The following is a 13,430-nucleotide window of genomic DNA, read 5'->3' as shown; positions in this document are numbered from 1 at the left end:
AACCGCTCGTTCTGACGCCCGAGAGACCCCGCAGGCGGCCGATCTCACCGCCGGCCGCCTCCCCAATGCGGTGCGCCGCGTGCCGGATCGAACCGGTCGGGATCGGCGCCGACGCCATTGGGATCGACGGCCTGCCGGACCCGGCCCGGGACGCGCCTCCGATGCATCTCGGGCCGGCGGCGTCGGCCGAGTCTCGGATCCCGCACCCCTTTCGAGCCGCGCCGCCGGGGCGACGCGTATGCGTCCGGGTCCCGTCCCTCGGCGACTGCGGTGCGCGCCGGTCCGCGAAACGTGACCGCGCGATGCCTTCCCTCCGGCCAGCCCGTGTGACATCTGCGCACAGGTTTCCGGGGGAGACGAACGCATGGCCATCCGCGAACCGCGGCTGAAGCTGGTCCCGATCGCCGAGCTGCGCCCGACGCAGATGACGGTGGGGCTTCGCGAGGTCGAGGAGAAGCGCCGCCGCTGGCGCACCTACGATCCCGACAAGAAGAAGGAATTCCTCGGTTCCCACATGATCCCGACGCTGCTCGGGCCCAAGAAGAACCACTACCTCATCGATCACCACCACTTGGCGCGTGCCCTGCTGGCCGAGGGGCAGGAGGCCGTGCTGGTGACGGTGGTCGCCGACCTGCACAAGCTCGACAAGGACGCGTTCTGGACGGTCTGCGATCACAAGTCCTGGGTGCACCCCTACGACGCGAAGGGCGTGCGGCAGCCGTTCGAGGACATCCCGAAGGTGATCGCCGACCTCGCCGACGACCCGTTCCGCAGCCTCGCCGGGGAACTGCGCCGGGCGGGCGGCTTCGCCAAGGACACGACGCCGTTCAGCGAGTTCCTGTGGGCGGATTACCTGCGCCGCAACATCAAGGCGAAGCACGTCGAGAACGATTTCGACGCCGCCCTGGAGGAGGCGATGAGCCTCGCGAGGGCGAAGGACGCGGGCTACCTTCCGGGCTGGTGCGGGCCGTCCAAGGGGTGAACCGTCCGGTCATCCGGGCTATGCCGCCGTCGCCTCCTCGCGCGCGCCCGGCGAGGCTCCCGGGCGCCGTCAGATTCCCCAGTACGGCGCGGCGTTGTAGTAGCGGTGGATCTGCTCCTCCCAGGCGCCGTCCTCGGCCGGATCGGTGCCCTCGGGAGTGCGCGCGGGCGCGGCGCGCAACTGGTCCTCGGTGATGTCGACGACGTAGGCGTCCTGGTCCGGCTCGAAGCGCAGCACGCTCCAGGGCAGGGTGTAGAAGTCCTCGCCGAGCCCCAGGAATCCCCCGAAGCTCATCACCGCGTAGGCGACCCGGCCCGAGAGCTTGTCGAGCATCAGCCGCTCGATGCGCCCGACTTTCGTGCCGTCGGGGCGGCGCACGTCGGTGCCGATCACCCGGTCGCTGGCGATGAGGCTGCGCGGCTCCCGCGCCGCCGGCTCCGACGTCTGCGCCATCGCGGTCCCCCTGAACTGTGTTACATCCTGCCCGAAAAACGCCCCGGCGCCGGGCGACGTTCCGGACCGCCCGCTCCGCCCGCTCCCGGACCCGCATGCCGATCCCGCGCCTCGCCTGCCTCGTCGCCCTCGCGGCCCTCAGCACCGGGGCGCAGGCCCAGGACCGGGGCAGCGTCAACCCGAAGCCCTTGCCCCCGCTGGAGAATCCCGACGCGCCGGGCACCCCGGCCAAGGCCCTGTTCGGCCGCGTCACCCGCGGCGCCGCCGGGCCCGCGCGCATCCACGGCTTCTACGCCAAGGGCTGCTTCTCGGGGGGCGAGGCGCTGCCGCTCGACGGGCCGAACTGGCAGGTGATGCGCCCCTCGCGCAACCGGATGTGGGGGACGCCCTACCTCGTCGACTTCGTCGAGCGCCTCTCGTCCAAGGCGACCCGCGTCGGCTGGCCGGGTCTGCTCGTCGGCGACATGTCCCAGCCCCGCGGCGGCCCGATGCTCACCGGCCACGCCTCGCACCAGATCGGCATCGACGCCGACGTGTGGCTGACGCCGATGCCGGGCCACCGCATGAGCCGGGCCGAGCGCGAGGAGACCTCGGCCACCGACATGGTCCGGGCGGACCGCCTCGACATCGACCCGAACGTCTGGACGCCGCAGCACCTGCAACTGATCAAGCTCACCGCCGAGCAGCCGGAGGTGGAGCGGATCTTCGTCAACGCGGCGATCAAGAAGGCCCTGTGCCGCGAGGCCGGGGGCGGGCGCTGGCTGTCGAAGGTGCGCCCGATGTACGGGCACAATTACCACTACCATATCCGGCTGGCCTGCCCCGCCGGCCAGGACGATTGCCAGTCGCAGGACCCGCCGCCCTCCGGCGACGGCTGCGGCGACCTCGCCTACTGGTTCTCGGACGCGATCCTCCACCCCAAGCCGCCGAAGGTGAAGCCCAAGCCGAAGCCGCCGATGACGATGGCGGCCCTCCCGGCGGCCTGCCGGGCGGTGCTGACGGCGCCCTGACGGATCACGCCGGACGCAGGGTCGCCGTCCCGGCGGCCAGATCGACCGCGGCGACGCGCGGGCCCCGGACCTCGGGCTCCCGCGCCTCCCAGGCGTCGAGCGCCCCGTTGATCGCCGCCGCGATCTCGTCGCCCGAGCCGCCGGGCAGCCGGCCGCGGATCGCTTCGACGAGCCGCGTCACCACCGTCTGCTCGGCCAGCGGGTGGGCCGGCATCGTCGCCTGCTGCGCGAAGGCGACGTAGACGGACTCGGCCAGCCGGCGGGCGGTGACGTCGATCTCCGGGGTATCCTGCGTCACGGCCGGCCTCTCCTCACGGTGTCCATCCGCCCGCCATCTGGGGCGCGGCGGCCGGCCGGCGAGGGCCGGTCAGGCCGCGACCCCGACGCCGACCGGGCAGCTCACGCCGGTGCCGCCGAGCCCGCAATAGCCGCCCGGATTCTTGGCGAGGTACTGCTGGTGGTACTCCTCGGCGAAGTAGAACTCCGTCAGGGGCACGATCTCGGTTGTCACGTCCGGGAACCCCTGGTCCTTGAGCGCCGCCGCATAGGCCGCCCGCACCGCCTGGGCGGTCGCCTCCTGCCCGGGGCCGCCGGTGTAGATGCCGGAGCGGTACTGCGTGCCGACATCGTTGCCCTGGCGCATCCCCTGAGTCGGATCGTGGCTCTCGAAGAAGGTCCGCAGCACGGCGTCGAGCGGCAGCACCGCGGGGTCGAAGGCCACCAGCACCACCTCGTTGTGGCCGGTCCGGCCGGAGCAGACCTCCTCGTAGGTCGGGTTCGGGGTGTAGCCGCCGGCGTAGCCCACCGCCGTCACGAACACGCCCTCGGGGATCTGCCAGAAGCGGCGCTCGGCCCCCCAGAAGCAGCCGAGGCCGAGCACGATCGTCTCGGTGCCCGGCGGGTAGGGCCCCTTCAGCGGGTTGCCGTTGACGAAGTGCGTCCGCGCGGTCGGCAGCGGGGTCGGGCGCCCCGGCAGGGCATCGGCGGGGTTCGGCATCTCGGCGCGCTTGCGGAACAGGAACATCGGGTCGCCTCGTCTCGGATCACCGCGAGATATGGGGTCGGGGCCGCCCGCGCGGAAGCGCCCCGCCGGTCCGGTGTCGCGACGCACGCGGAAACCGCTCGCGGGACTGGACCTTGGCCGCAGTTTTCTGATTTTAGACGCACGGAACGACGGCGCATCGCGAAGGGGGGCTCAGCCGGTGGCTACGGGCGGGACCACAGGCAATCTGCAGGCGGAGTCGCACGTGGGCGACCCGTTCGCGGCGGCGGTGCGGGCGACCCGCATGCCGATGATCGTCACCGATCCGCGCCAGTTCGACAACCCGATCGTCTTCGCCAACGACGCCTTCCTGAAGCTCACCGGCTACACCCGGCTGGAGGTGACGGGGCGCAACTGCCGCTTCCTCCAGGGGCCGGGGACCGACCCGGCGGCGGTCGACCGGATCCGCGCCGCGATCCGCGAGGAGGCCGACATCCAGATCGACCTGCTGAACTACCGCAAGGACGGAACCACCTTCCGCAACGCCCTCTATCTCGGGCCGGTGCGCGACGGGGCGGGTCAGGTCGTCTACTTCTTCGCCTCGCAGCTCGACGTCACCGAGCACTACGACCTCAACGCCGAGATCGCGCGGCTGAAGGAGCGCTTGGCCGAGGCCGAGGCCGCCCTGGCGGCGCGCGGCTGAACGCGCGAGCGCGGACTCTCAGGGCCGCGTCAGGAAGCCGATCGGCTCGCGGCCGGGCTGGCCGAGCCACAGCAGCGCGGCGCCGAGCCCAAGGCCGACCAGGGAGGCCGGCGCGAGGGTCAGCGGCAGCACCAGCAGGTTCCACAGCCAGGGCGCCGTGCCCTCGACCCCGGCCTGGAGCGCGCCGGCCTTGTCCTTGAACAGGGTGAGGATCACCTCGGAGAGCGGCGTCACCCGCAGGCCGTTGTTGGCGATGGAGCGGGCCCCGTCGTAGACCAGCGCCACGAAGCCGCCGGCCATCAGCAGGAATCCGAGCAGGCGGGCCAGGAAACGGAACATCGCGGGGTCTTCGAGGCAGATCTTCGAGCCGCGCCGTCGGGGCGCGGCAACGGCCTACGGGGCCGGAGGGCAGGGCGCAAGCGGTTGCCGCGCCGCCGGGCGCGTGCCACAGCCGCCCGGGCGGCGGCAGGCCGTCGGCAGGACCCCACCGACGTGAGCGTGCAGACAGAGCCGACCGTGCCGCCGGCGCTCGTGATCTTCGACTGCGACGGCGTCCTCGTGGACAGCGAGCCGCTGAGCCTCGCCTGCCTCACCGCGGGCCTCAACCGCATCGGCGTGCCGATCGACCAGGAGACGGTGCGCGCCCGCTTCGCCGGCACGTCCATGCCCTCGATCATGGCCCACATCGCCGCCGATTACGGGATCGCGGCGCCCCCGGGCTTCGTCGAGGCGGTGAAGGCCGAGACGCTGCGGATCTTCGACGCCGAGCTGCGGGCGATGCGCGGCGCCGCCGCGGCGATCCCGGCGCTCGGCCTGCCGATCTGCGTGGCGTCGAGCAGCGATCCGGTGCGGCTGCGCCACTCCCTGACCCTCACCGGCCTGCTGCCGCTGTTCTCCGGCAACGTCTTCTCCTCGGTGCAGGTGCCGCGCGGCAAGCCGCATCCCGACCTGTTCCTGTTCGCCGCCGAGCGGATGGGCGCGGCGCCGGCGGCGTGTCTCGTCATCGAGGACAGCGTGCCGGGCGTGACGGCGGCGCGGGCGGCGGGAATGCGGGTGGCGGGCTTCACCGGCGGCGGCCACTGGGGCCACGATCCGGCAGGCGCCGACCTGCTGCGGGCCGGCGCGGCCCGGATCTTCTCCGATTTCACCGACCTCGCCGCGGTGATCTCGGGCGCCTGACGCATCGGCCTCCCGAAGTGCGTTTCGGCGGCGTCGTTCTGCCAAGCTGCGCGAAGAATTCGGAAACCGATTCCGTTGACGGCCGGCGTTCGAGCCGCCATCTTGATATCCGTTGAGGGCGGTTGTTGCCTTCAGCCGCGGTGATTTGAAATCCGTAGCTTGCACCGCGTCATCAAATGCTAAAGCACTGCGACGGCGCTCGTGCCTCGTAGTCCTTCAGTCTGGAGGACCTGTTGAAGACCTTCGCTCGTCTCCCGCATCGAATCCCGGCTCCCCGCGCACCGCGCCACTGTCGACGCTGACCGCATCGTCCCGGACGAAACCGTCACCCGCGCGTCACCGCCTTCAGGCACGGCTCTTGCTGCCGGCCGACGGAGCCCGACATCCGATGTACAGCCTTCACGCCACCATGCCCGCGGACCGCCCCGACGCCGTCCCCACCCTCGATCGCGACCGCTCCGAGCCGCAAGCCGCGCCGGCGCGGGTGATCGAGATCGGCGAGGTCACCGCCGGCATCGCCGTGCCCGAGGGGCGCGGCGTGCGGTTCTTCTCGTCGAGCCGCGATTTCGACGGTCTCGACGGCGCCGTGTTCCGCAGCGCCGAGCAGGCGGCCCGCGCCGCCCGCGAGCGGGTCCGGGCGCGTATCAGCCCCGACGCCCGCCGGAGCCTGCGGGCGCTCGCAGTCTGAGCATCGGCCGCTACCTGCACTCCTCGCGGGTGCGCTTCATCGCCTCCGCGAAGCCGGCGAGCGCGTACTCGTCGGCGGTCGGGTTGCCGCGCATCGAGGTGGTCTTGATGATCAGCTTCGGGTTGCGGCCGCTCATCTCGGAGACCACGCGCGTCTCCTCCGCCTGGTTCTGCAACCACGCATTGCCGTCCTTGACCACGAGGCCGTAGCGGGCGGATCCGAGATTGAGGCTCGGGTCTGTGGGGGCGGCGGCCGAGCCCGGCTTGACCTGCGCGGCGGCGGGCTTCGAGGGGAAGCCCAGCATCACCGCCACCTCGTTCTGGACGTTCTCGCCCTTGCGCACGGTCACGAACAGGTAGGCGGTGTCGCGCTTCAGGGTCTTGGGCGTGCGGGCGGTCGGCTGGGCGATGGCGTAGCAGATCCGGTTGCGGCCCTCGCCGTTCACGAACACGTTCCAGTCGCCGAAGATCGCCACCGGCGCGGCCTGCTGCATGCCCGGCGGCGTCGCCGCCTTGTGCTCCGTCTTGCGCGACCGCTCGCGGCGCCGGGACCGGCGGCCGGAACCCTCCGCGGGCGCCTCGGCCCCGGCGTCCTGGGCCAGCGCCGCGGTCGTCGACAGGGCCGCGCCGCCGAGCGCGCCGGCCAGGAGGCCGCCCGAGGCGCCGACCGAGAGACCCGCGGCGGGGCCGGCGGCGAGCAGGGCGAGGGCTCCGGCCGGGAGCAGGCGGCGAACGCGGACCATCATCACTTCCTGGTAGCGGCGCGGCCGAGGGGACGCGCCGGAACACGGGAACTGTGAAGCCCGCGTAAAACGTCGGCAAGATGGCGACCCCGAGCCGCCGGTGGACGCGCGATCCGCAGCAGACCGCGCGATGCGCGCGCTCCGCTCAGGCCGCCCGAGCCTCGGCCGCCACGGCCGCGACGATCACCGGCAGCGGCTCGGCGCCGAGGGCGATCTCCAGCACCGGCTCCGGCGCGGGAGCCGCCGGGCGCTTGCGCGGCGGGTCGTTGTAGGGGGTGTTGTAGCCCTTGCGCACCGCCGCCCAGTAGGCGTCGCGCGCCAGCGGCTTGCCCACGAGGGCGGCGTCGATCATCGCCGTGGCGTGGGCCGCCAGATCGGGAGTCTCCTCCTGGGTCGTCCAACTCTCGATCGGCATGGCGTGGCGGTCTCTCCGGATCAGGCGGGTCCGACTAACGCGGCGAACTTAGCTGAGCGGTGAACGCGCGTGCCGCCCCCAGGTTGCGCCGCATCATATCCACACGCATCCACAGCCCCTCAGCCGGCATCCCCGAGCCGGTCGAGCCACCCTTTCGCCTGCGCGCGGACGTTGTCGGGGGCGGTGCCGCCGTAGCTGGTGCGGCTCGCGACCGAGTTCTCGACCCCGAGCACGGCGTAGACCGCCTCCGTGATCCGCGGCTCGGCCTCCTGCATCTCGGCGAGCGTGAGATCCTCCAGCCCGACGCCCCGGGCGGCGGCCGCGCCGACGAGGCGGCCGGTGACGTGGTGGGCCTGCCGGAAGGGCAGGCCGAGCTCGCGCACCAGCCAGTCGGCGAGGTCGGTCGCCGTGCTGAATCCCGAGCCGGCAGCGCGGGCCAACACCTCGGCGTTCGGCTCCAAGTCGCGCACCATGCCGGTCATCGCGGCGAGGCAGAGCGACAGGGCCTGGAGGGCGTCGAAGGTGCCCTCCTTGTCCTCCTGCATATCCTTCGAGTAGGCGAGCGGCAGCCCCTTCATCACGATGAGCAGGCCGGTCAGCGCGCCGACGATCCGCCCGGCCTTGGCGCGCACCAGCTCGGCCGCGTCGGGATTGCGCTTCTGCGGCATGATCGACGAGCCGGTGGTGAACCCGTCCGACAGCCGCACGAAGTTGAACTGGGCCGAGGTCCAGACCACCAATTCCTCGGCGAAGCGCGAAAGGTGCACCGCGCAGATCGAGGCGGCCGAGAGCGCCTCCAGCGCGAAGTCGCGGTCGGCGACCGAGTCCAGGGAGTTCGCGGTCGGCCGGTCGAAGCCCAGCGCCGCCGCGGTGGCGTGGCGGTCGATCGGGAAGCCGGTGCCCGCGAGCGCCGCCGCGCCGAGCGGGCACTCGTTGAGCCGCGCCCGCGCGTCGCGGAACCGGCCGCGGTCGCGCGCCAGCATCTCCACGTAGGCGAGGCAGTGGTGGCCGAAGGTCACGGGCTGGGCCGATTGCAGGTGGGTGAAGCCCGGCATCACCGTGCCGGCCTGCGCCAGCGCCGTCTCGGCCAGCGCCCGCTGGAGGGCGGCGGCCTGCCCGTCGAGCGCGTCGAGGGTGTCGCGCACCCACAGCTTCATGTCGGTGGCGACTTGGTCGTTGCGCGAGCGCGCGGTGTGCAGCCGCCCCGCCGCCGGCCCGACGATCTCGGTGAGCCGGCTCTCCACCGACATGTGGATGTCCTCGAGCTCGCGCCGGAACACGAAGGTCCCCGCCTCGATCTCGCCCTGCACGGACTTGAGCCCGGCTTCGATCGCGGCCACATCCTCCGCCGGCAGGATGCCGGCCGCCCCCAGCATCGCGACATGCGCCAGCGAGCCGCGGATGTCCTGGGGGGCCAGCCGCTTGTCGAAGCCGATGGAGGCGTTGATCTCCTCCATGATCTCGGCGGGGCCGCTCGCGAAGCGCCCGCCCCACATCCGGTTGCTCATGTCGCCCGCTCCCCGCCCCGCAATCCCCGCCAGGCAAGCCTGATGCCCGCTCGCAGGACGCTCGTCACCACGCTCGTCGCCGGCGCGGGCCTCGCCGCGCTCGCCGGGCTCGCCCTATACGGGAGCGGTCTCGTGGGCGGCAACACGGGGCCCGTGCCCTGCGGCGCCTCCGCCCCGGGGCTCGCCCGAGTCGAGGCGGCCGCCCGGGGTCAGGTCGCGGCGATGCAGGCGCCCCCCGCCCCGCGGCCCGCGCCCGACGTGCGCTTCAAGGGGCCGGACGGGGCGGAGACCGGGCTTGCCGACCTGAAGGGCCGGCTCCTGCTGGTGAACCTCTGGGCGACGTGGTGCGCCCCCTGCAAGGCGGAGATGCCGGCCCTCGACCGGCTCCAGGCGGCGCTCGGCGGCCCGGACTTCGCCGTGGTCGCGATCAACGTCGACACGCGCAACCTCGACAAGCCGGCGGAGTGGCTGCGCCAGGCCGGCATCGCGAATCTCGCCTTCTACGCCGATCCCGGCGGCCGGGTGCTGCCGGCGATCCAGCGCGATACCGGCTCGGCCGGCCTGCCGACGACGATGCTGATCGACGCCACGGGCTGCACCATCGGCGTGATGAAGGGGCCGGCGGAGTGGTCGAGCCCGGACGGGCTGGCGCTGATCCGGGCGGCGCTGGGACGGACGGGGTGAGGGCGGTGCGGTCGGTCAGTCCGGTCGATAGGCGATGAAGCGGCCCTCCGGCGCGAGTTGCTGGATCAGGTCGAAGTCCCCGCCGTTCGCCGTCAGCACCGGCAGGCCCGCCTTCGCGGCGGTCAGGTGGATCAGCGCGTCGTTGAGGCAGGCGGCGCGCTGATGGGGCTGGTAGCCCTGGAGGCGGGCCAGCGCTCCGGCGACCAGCCCGGCCTCGATGAAGGTCTGCGGATCGGGCGTCAGCAGCCGCGTCTCCGGGATCTGAGCGAAAAGCTCGGTGTAGTGGTCGCGCAGCGCCGTCCAGTGCGGACTCCGAGGATCGGCCGCGGCGACGCCGACGGACAACTCGGTGAGCGCCACCGCGCAGTGGAACAGCAGCGATCGTTCGAGGAGGTCGCGCAGGCCGGACGGAAGGCGGCCGGCCGCCCCGTGGATGTAGACCGCGGTGTCGAGAACCAGGGCCGTGGGGGCACCCCCGTCCAAGGCCGTCCAATCTGGGATCGGGCGCCGCGTCAGCCGCGCGGTCCGTCGCTCCGGTTTGCGCCGCCGAAGCGCGGCGCGGAGATCCGCGCTCAACGCGAGCCGGTGTCGAGGTCGTGGTCGGCTCCGAGCCGCCCGTCCGTCCGGCGCAGGAACGCGGCGACCGGATCGGGCCGCGCGAGCATCGCCAGGGCGAGGACACCGAGTTCGCGGGTCGACTCGATCCCGGCCTCGCGCTTGGCAGCCTCGACCAGGGCGGGCGGCGCGCTGAAGCTCACCTGCTCCGTCACGGCCTCATCGAGAAGCCCGGCGCGGCGCGCTTCCTCCAGAATCGTGGCGTGAACCCGCGCGGAGGCCGCGCGCTCCGCGTCGTCAGGTCGGATCGCAGGCTTCGACGCTGTCACCCCGATCTCCTTGCCATCAGCGCGCGCAGGTTAGCGCGCCTCGTGGCAGGCGACCAGCCGCAGGACGGTACGAGCGACAAGGCTTGCCCCCGCCCGCGCCACCCGGCAAGGCGAGCCCGATGTCATCGCCGCCCCCGCCGCACCGTCCCCGCTCCGGCAACCCGCGTCCCCGGCCGCTCTCGGCCATCCGCACCGCCCTGACCGGCGAGGCGGGGGGCGGGCTGGTGCTGATGGCAGCCGCCGCCCTGGCGCTGGCGGTCGCCAACTCGCCGCTCGCGGGGGCCTATGCGGCGGCGCTGCACGCCAAGCTCGGCCCGCTCAGCCTGGAGCACTGGATCAACGACGGCCTGATGGCCGGGTTCTTCCTGCTCGTCGGGCTGGAGATCAAGCGCGAGGCCCTCGACGGCCGCCTGCGCACGTGGCCGGACCGGGTGCTGCCGGGGCTCGCGGCGCTCGGCGGCATGGTCGTGCCGGCGCTGGTCTACGCCGCCTTCAACCTCGGCGGCGACACCCTGCGGGGCTGGGCGATCCCGGCGGCCACCGACATCGCCTTCGCCCTCGGCGTTCTGGCGCTGCTCGGTGCCCGCGCGCCGGTGTCGCTGAAGATCTTCCTGAGCGCGGTGGCGATCGTCGACGATCTCGGCGCGGTGGTGATCATCGCCCTGTTCTACTCCGGCGGCCTCGATCCGGGGATGCTCGGACTCGCGGCGCTGGTGCTCGCCACCCTCTGGGGCCTCAACCGGGCCGGGGTGACGCGGCTGTCGCCCTACCTCGCCCTCGGGCTGGTGCTGTGGGTCGCGGTGCTGCGCTCCGGGGTCCACGCCACGGTGGCCGGGGTGGCGCTGGCGCTCACGATCCCGATCCGCCCGAGCCCCGGCCGACCGGAGGACGTGCGTTCGCCGCTGCACCGGCTGGAGCACGCGCTGACGCCGTGGATCGCCTACGGCGTCGTGCCGGTGTTCGGCTTCGCCAACGCGGGGGTGACGCTGACCGGGCTCGGCCCGGAGGCGCTGCTCCACCCGGTGACGCTCGGGATCGCCGCCGGCCTGTTCGTGGGCAAGCAGGTCGGCGTGTTCGCCAGCCTGCGGCTCGCCGTCGCCCTAGGGGTCGCGAAGCGGCCCGCCGGCGCCGGCTGGGGGCAGGTCTACGGGGTGGCGGTGCTGTGCGGCATCGGCTTCACCATGAGCCTGTTCATCGGCGGCCTCGCCTTCCCGAGCCCGGGCAACGAGGCGGCGGTGAAGCTCGGGGTGCTCGCCGGCTCGCTCCTGTCCGGGCTCGTCGGCGCGCTCGTGCTGATCCTGGCGCCCCGGCGCGCCGTTGCCGGGCGGTCCGGCGCCGGCTAACCCGCACGATGCGCTTCTATCTCGGCCTCGCCACCACGTTCCACGACCCGGCCCTGGCCCTGGTCGGGCCGGACGGGACGCTGCTCTTCGCCGAGGCCGCCGAGCGGATCCTGCAATACAAGCGCGCGCCGAACTGCGAGCCGGACCCGCCGGTGCGGATGGCCTCGCTCCTGAGGGAATACGTCCCGCACGGCTCGGAGATCGTCGTCGCCTCGACCTGGGGGCCGCAATTCTCGGACTTCCTGCGCGGGCAGGCGGGGGCGGGGGCCTTCGACCTCGCCGCGCTCGGCCGCCACTCGACCGCGCTCAACGCCTCGTTCGTGCCCGAGCAGGCCGAGCGGGTGTTCATCGCCGACCTGCACCTCGCCCAGGAGCGGGCCGGCCACGGGACGCTGCTCGCCCTCAACCAGGAGGCGCGCCTGACCGGGGCCGCGCCGCGGGCGACGGTCGCCGGGCAGCGGCGCTACCCGCACCATCTCTGCCACGCCGCCTACGGCCTGTGGGGCAGCCCGTTCGACGCGGCGACCGCCCTCGTCGTCGACGGCATGGGCGAGACCGGCGCGGCGGCCGTCTACCGGATGCGCGCGGGCCGGATCGCGGAGGTGCGCCGCCACCGCGGGCGCGGCTCGCTCGGCTTCCTCTACGGGCTGATCACCGACCTCGCCGGCTTCGATCAGGTGAAGGGCGAGGAGTGGAAGATCATGGGGCTCGCCCCCTACGGCCGCCGCGACCCGGAACTGTCGGCGCTGCTCGGACGCCTCTGCACGGTGGAGCGCGGCCGCCTGCGCTTCGCCGACGCGGCGACGGTCCGCAGCACCGCCGCCGCGATCCTGGCGCGGCGGCCGTCGGACGCTCTTGATACCGGCTGGCCCGACCTCGCCCGCTGCGGCCAGGACTTTTTCTGTGAGTTGATGGACGTGCTCGTGGCGGAGGCCTACGCGCTGGCGCCGGGGGAGAACCTCGTGCTGTGCGGCGGCTGCGGGCTCAACTCCTCGTACAATGGCCGGGTGCTCGGCCGCTCCGGCTTCGCGCGGCTGCACGTGCCCTCGGCGCCGGCCGACGACGGCAACGCGGTCGGCGCGGCGTGGCTCGCCTTCGCCGAGGACAACCCGGACTGGGCCGGACCGCCGCCCGCGGCGCGCCCGCTCACCCCCTATCTCGGCTCGCGCGTCTCGACGGCGCCGATGGAGCGGCTGGCCGAGCAGGAGCCGCGGGCGAAAAAACTCGGGCACGATGCCGTGACCCGGGAGGCGGCGCGGATCCTGGCCGCGGGCGGCCTCGTCGGCTGGGTGCAGGGGCGGGCGGAGTTCGGGCCGCGGGCGCTCGGGGCCCGCTCGATCCTCGCCGATCCCCGGCCGGCCGGCGCCAAGGACGCGCTCAACGCCAAGGTGAAGTACCGCGAGGGCTTCCGGCCCTTCGCGCCCTCGATCCTCGCCGAGGCCGGGCCGGACTGGTTCGAGGACTACGCCGACAGCCCCTACATGGAGCGGACCCTGGTCTGGCGCGAGGCCGTCCGCGACAGGGTGCCGGCCGTGGTCCACGCCGACGGCACCGGGCGGCTCCAGAGCGTCACGGCGGCGCGCAACCCGGCCTACGCGGCGCTCATCGCCGCCTTCCGCGACCTCACCGGCGTGCCGATCCTGCTCAACACCAGCTTCAACGTGATGGGCAAACCGATCCTCCACGGGGCGGAGGACGCGATCCTGATGTTCTACACCACCGGCCTCGACGCCCTGGTGGTCGAGGACTGGATCGTCGTGAAATGAGAGGCGCCGCGCCCTCCCGGGGGAGGGCGCGGCGCCGGTTCACCGCCCCGCCCCCCCGCCGCAAATAACACGCGCCGACATCCCCGCCGCG

17 protein-coding genes are annotated in these 13,430 nt (G+C 73.3%); 8 read left to right on the top strand and 9 right to left on the bottom strand.

The annotated features are described in order from the left end of the window. Positions 1-364 precede the first annotated feature (364 nt). Positions 365-982, top strand: coding sequence for a ParB-like protein (locus tag Q8W71_RS22140; protein WP_305527574.1), 618 nt, complete (start codon positions 365-367; stop codon positions 980-982). Positions 983-1,051: 69 nt separating this feature from the next. Here Q8W71_RS22140 and Q8W71_RS22135 read toward each other — a convergent pair whose 3' ends face one another. Further along, positions 1,052-1,435, bottom strand: a complete 384-nt coding sequence (locus Q8W71_RS22135; RefSeq protein WP_305527573.1) for a PRC-barrel domain-containing protein — start codon at positions 1,433-1,435, stop codon at positions 1,052-1,054. Between the two features lie 95 nt (positions 1,436-1,530). On the opposite strand from Q8W71_RS22135, the gene mepA reads away from it, so the two are divergent. Next, positions 1,531-2,445: a penicillin-insensitive murein endopeptidase gene (gene mepA / locus Q8W71_RS22130; RefSeq protein WP_305527572.1), complete on the top strand. Its 915-nt coding sequence runs from the start codon at positions 1,531-1,533 to the stop codon at positions 2,443-2,445. A 4-nt stretch (positions 2,446-2,449) separates the two neighbouring features. Here mepA and Q8W71_RS22125 read toward each other — a convergent pair whose 3' ends face one another. Both Q8W71_RS22125 and msrA read right to left on the bottom strand, forming a co-directional pair. Further along, positions 2,450-2,743, bottom strand: coding sequence for a hypothetical protein (locus tag Q8W71_RS22125; RefSeq protein ID WP_305527571.1), 294 nt, complete (start codon positions 2,741-2,743; stop codon positions 2,450-2,452). A gap of 69 nt (positions 2,744-2,812) precedes the next feature. Beyond that, the gene (msrA, locus tag Q8W71_RS22120; RefSeq protein ID WP_305527570.1) at positions 2,813-3,469 is read right to left on the bottom strand and encodes a peptide-methionine (S)-S-oxide reductase MsrA; all 657 of its coding nucleotides are present in this window, start codon (positions 3,467-3,469) and stop codon (positions 2,813-2,815) included. A 223-nt stretch (positions 3,470-3,692) separates the two neighbouring features. Here msrA and Q8W71_RS22115 point away from each other — a divergent pair, with 223 nt between their 5' ends. Continuing rightward, positions 3,693-4,130: a PAS domain-containing protein gene (locus Q8W71_RS22115; protein ID WP_370875499.1), complete on the top strand. Its 438-nt coding sequence runs from the start codon at positions 3,693-3,695 to the stop codon at positions 4,128-4,130. An 18-nt stretch (positions 4,131-4,148) separates the two neighbouring features. On the opposite strand, the gene Q8W71_RS22110 is transcribed toward Q8W71_RS22115, so the two are convergent. Then, entirely contained in the window at positions 4,149-4,469 is a 321-nt protein-coding gene (locus tag Q8W71_RS22110) for a PetM family of cytochrome b6f complex subunit 7 (protein WP_305527569.1), read from the bottom strand. Positions 4,470-4,622: 153 nt separating this feature from the next. On the opposite strand from Q8W71_RS22110, the gene Q8W71_RS22105 reads away from it, so the two are divergent. After that, positions 4,623-5,309 (top strand): HAD family hydrolase, encoded by a 687-nt coding sequence (locus Q8W71_RS22105; protein WP_370875498.1) that lies wholly within the window; start codon positions 4,623-4,625, stop codon positions 5,307-5,309. A 388-nt stretch (positions 5,310-5,697) separates the two neighbouring features. Then, on the top strand, positions 5,698-5,997 hold the full coding sequence (locus Q8W71_RS22100; protein WP_370875497.1) for a hypothetical protein: 300 nt from the start codon (positions 5,698-5,700) through the stop codon (positions 5,995-5,997). Positions 5,998-6,007: 10 nt separating this feature from the next. On the opposite strand, the gene Q8W71_RS22095 is transcribed toward Q8W71_RS22100, so the two are convergent. The 3 genes from Q8W71_RS22095 to argH all read right to left on the bottom strand — a co-directional run bounded on the left by Q8W71_RS22095 (position 6,008) and on the right by argH (position 8,662). After that, positions 6,008-6,739: an invasion associated locus b family protein gene (locus tag Q8W71_RS22095; RefSeq protein ID WP_305527623.1), complete on the bottom strand. Its 732-nt coding sequence runs from the start codon at positions 6,737-6,739 to the stop codon at positions 6,008-6,010. A 145-nt stretch (positions 6,740-6,884) separates the two neighbouring features. Then, positions 6,885-7,154, bottom strand: a complete 270-nt coding sequence (locus tag Q8W71_RS22090; RefSeq protein ID WP_305527568.1) for a hypothetical protein — start codon at positions 7,152-7,154, stop codon at positions 6,885-6,887. Between the two features lie 119 nt (positions 7,155-7,273). Then, complete coding sequence (argH, locus tag Q8W71_RS22085) at positions 7,274-8,662, bottom strand: argininosuccinate lyase (RefSeq protein WP_305527567.1); 1,389 nt, start codon at positions 8,660-8,662, stop codon at positions 7,274-7,276. Between the two features lie 42 nt (positions 8,663-8,704). On the opposite strand from argH, the gene tlpA reads away from it, so the two are divergent. After that, positions 8,705-9,346 carry a thiol:disulfide interchange protein TlpA gene (gene tlpA / locus Q8W71_RS22080; protein WP_305527566.1) on the top strand — a complete coding sequence of 214 codons (642 nt, stop codon included), beginning with the start codon at positions 8,705-8,707 and terminating at the stop codon, positions 9,344-9,346. Between the two features lie 15 nt (positions 9,347-9,361). Here the strand turns inward: tlpA and Q8W71_RS22075 are convergent, their stop codons facing one another. Continuing rightward, a complete protein-coding gene (locus Q8W71_RS22075) occupies positions 9,362-9,829 on the bottom strand; it encodes a type II toxin-antitoxin system VapC family toxin (protein WP_305527565.1) in 468 nt (155 codons plus the stop codon). A gap of 89 nt (positions 9,830-9,918) precedes the next feature. Then, positions 9,919-10,230 carry a hypothetical protein gene (locus tag Q8W71_RS22070; protein ID WP_305527564.1) on the bottom strand — a complete coding sequence of 104 codons (312 nt, stop codon included), beginning with the start codon at positions 10,228-10,230 and terminating at the stop codon, positions 9,919-9,921. 119 nt (positions 10,231-10,349) lie between these two features. Between Q8W71_RS22070 and nhaA the strand changes: the two genes are divergently transcribed. Next, entirely contained in the window at positions 10,350-11,573 is a 1,224-nt protein-coding gene (gene nhaA, locus Q8W71_RS22065; protein ID WP_305527563.1) for a Na+/H+ antiporter NhaA, read from the top strand. An 8-nt stretch (positions 11,574-11,581) separates the two neighbouring features. Beyond that, a complete protein-coding gene (locus tag Q8W71_RS22060) occupies positions 11,582-13,339 on the top strand; it encodes a carbamoyltransferase family protein (protein WP_305527562.1) in 1,758 nt (585 codons plus the stop codon). Positions 13,340-13,430 lie beyond the last annotated feature (91 nt).

It is taken from the genome of Methylobacterium amylolyticum, assembly GCF_030700245.1.
In the GTDB taxonomy this organism is placed as follows: Bacteria; Pseudomonadota; Alphaproteobacteria; order Rhizobiales; family Beijerinckiaceae; genus Methylobacterium.
This window is presented reverse-complemented; position numbering and strand designations above follow the sequence as displayed.

What these genes read in the sequence shown, in the direction of transcription:
- Q8W71_RS22140 (WP_305527574.1), top strand. Translation starts at nt 365, where the DNA reads ATGGCCATCCGCGAACCGCGGCTGAAGCTGGTCCCGATCGCCGAGCTG.
- Q8W71_RS22135 (WP_305527573.1), bottom strand. Translation starts at nt 1,435, where the DNA reads ATGGCGCAGACGTCGGAGCCGGCGGCGCGGGAGCCGCGCAGCCTCATC.
- mepA (WP_305527572.1), top strand. Translation starts at nt 1,531, where the DNA reads ATGCCGATCCCGCGCCTCGCCTGCCTCGTCGCCCTCGCGGCCCTCAGC.
- msrA (WP_305527570.1), bottom strand. Translation starts at nt 3,469, where the DNA reads ATGTTCCTGTTCCGCAAGCGCGCCGAGATGCCGAACCCCGCCGATGCC.
- Q8W71_RS22110 (WP_305527569.1), bottom strand. Translation starts at nt 4,469, where the DNA reads ATGTTCCGTTTCCTGGCCCGCCTGCTCGGATTCCTGCTGATGGCCGGC.
- Q8W71_RS22100 (WP_370875497.1), top strand. Translation starts at nt 5,698, where the DNA reads ATGTACAGCCTTCACGCCACCATGCCCGCGGACCGCCCCGACGCCGTC.
- Q8W71_RS22095 (WP_305527623.1), bottom strand. Translation starts at nt 6,739, where the DNA reads ATGGTCCGCGTTCGCCGCCTGCTCCCGGCCGGAGCCCTCGCCCTGCTC.
- Q8W71_RS22090 (WP_305527568.1), bottom strand. Translation starts at nt 7,154, where the DNA reads ATGCCGATCGAGAGTTGGACGACCCAGGAGGAGACTCCCGATCTGGCG.
- argH (WP_305527567.1), bottom strand. Translation starts at nt 8,662, where the DNA reads ATGAGCAACCGGATGTGGGGCGGGCGCTTCGCGAGCGGCCCCGCCGAG.
- tlpA (WP_305527566.1), top strand. Translation starts at nt 8,705, where the DNA reads ATGCCCGCTCGCAGGACGCTCGTCACCACGCTCGTCGCCGGCGCGGGC.
- nhaA (WP_305527563.1), top strand. Translation starts at nt 10,350, where the DNA reads ATGTCATCGCCGCCCCCGCCGCACCGTCCCCGCTCCGGCAACCCGCGT.
- Q8W71_RS22060 (WP_305527562.1), top strand. Translation starts at nt 11,582, where the DNA reads ATGCGCTTCTATCTCGGCCTCGCCACCACGTTCCACGACCCGGCCCTG.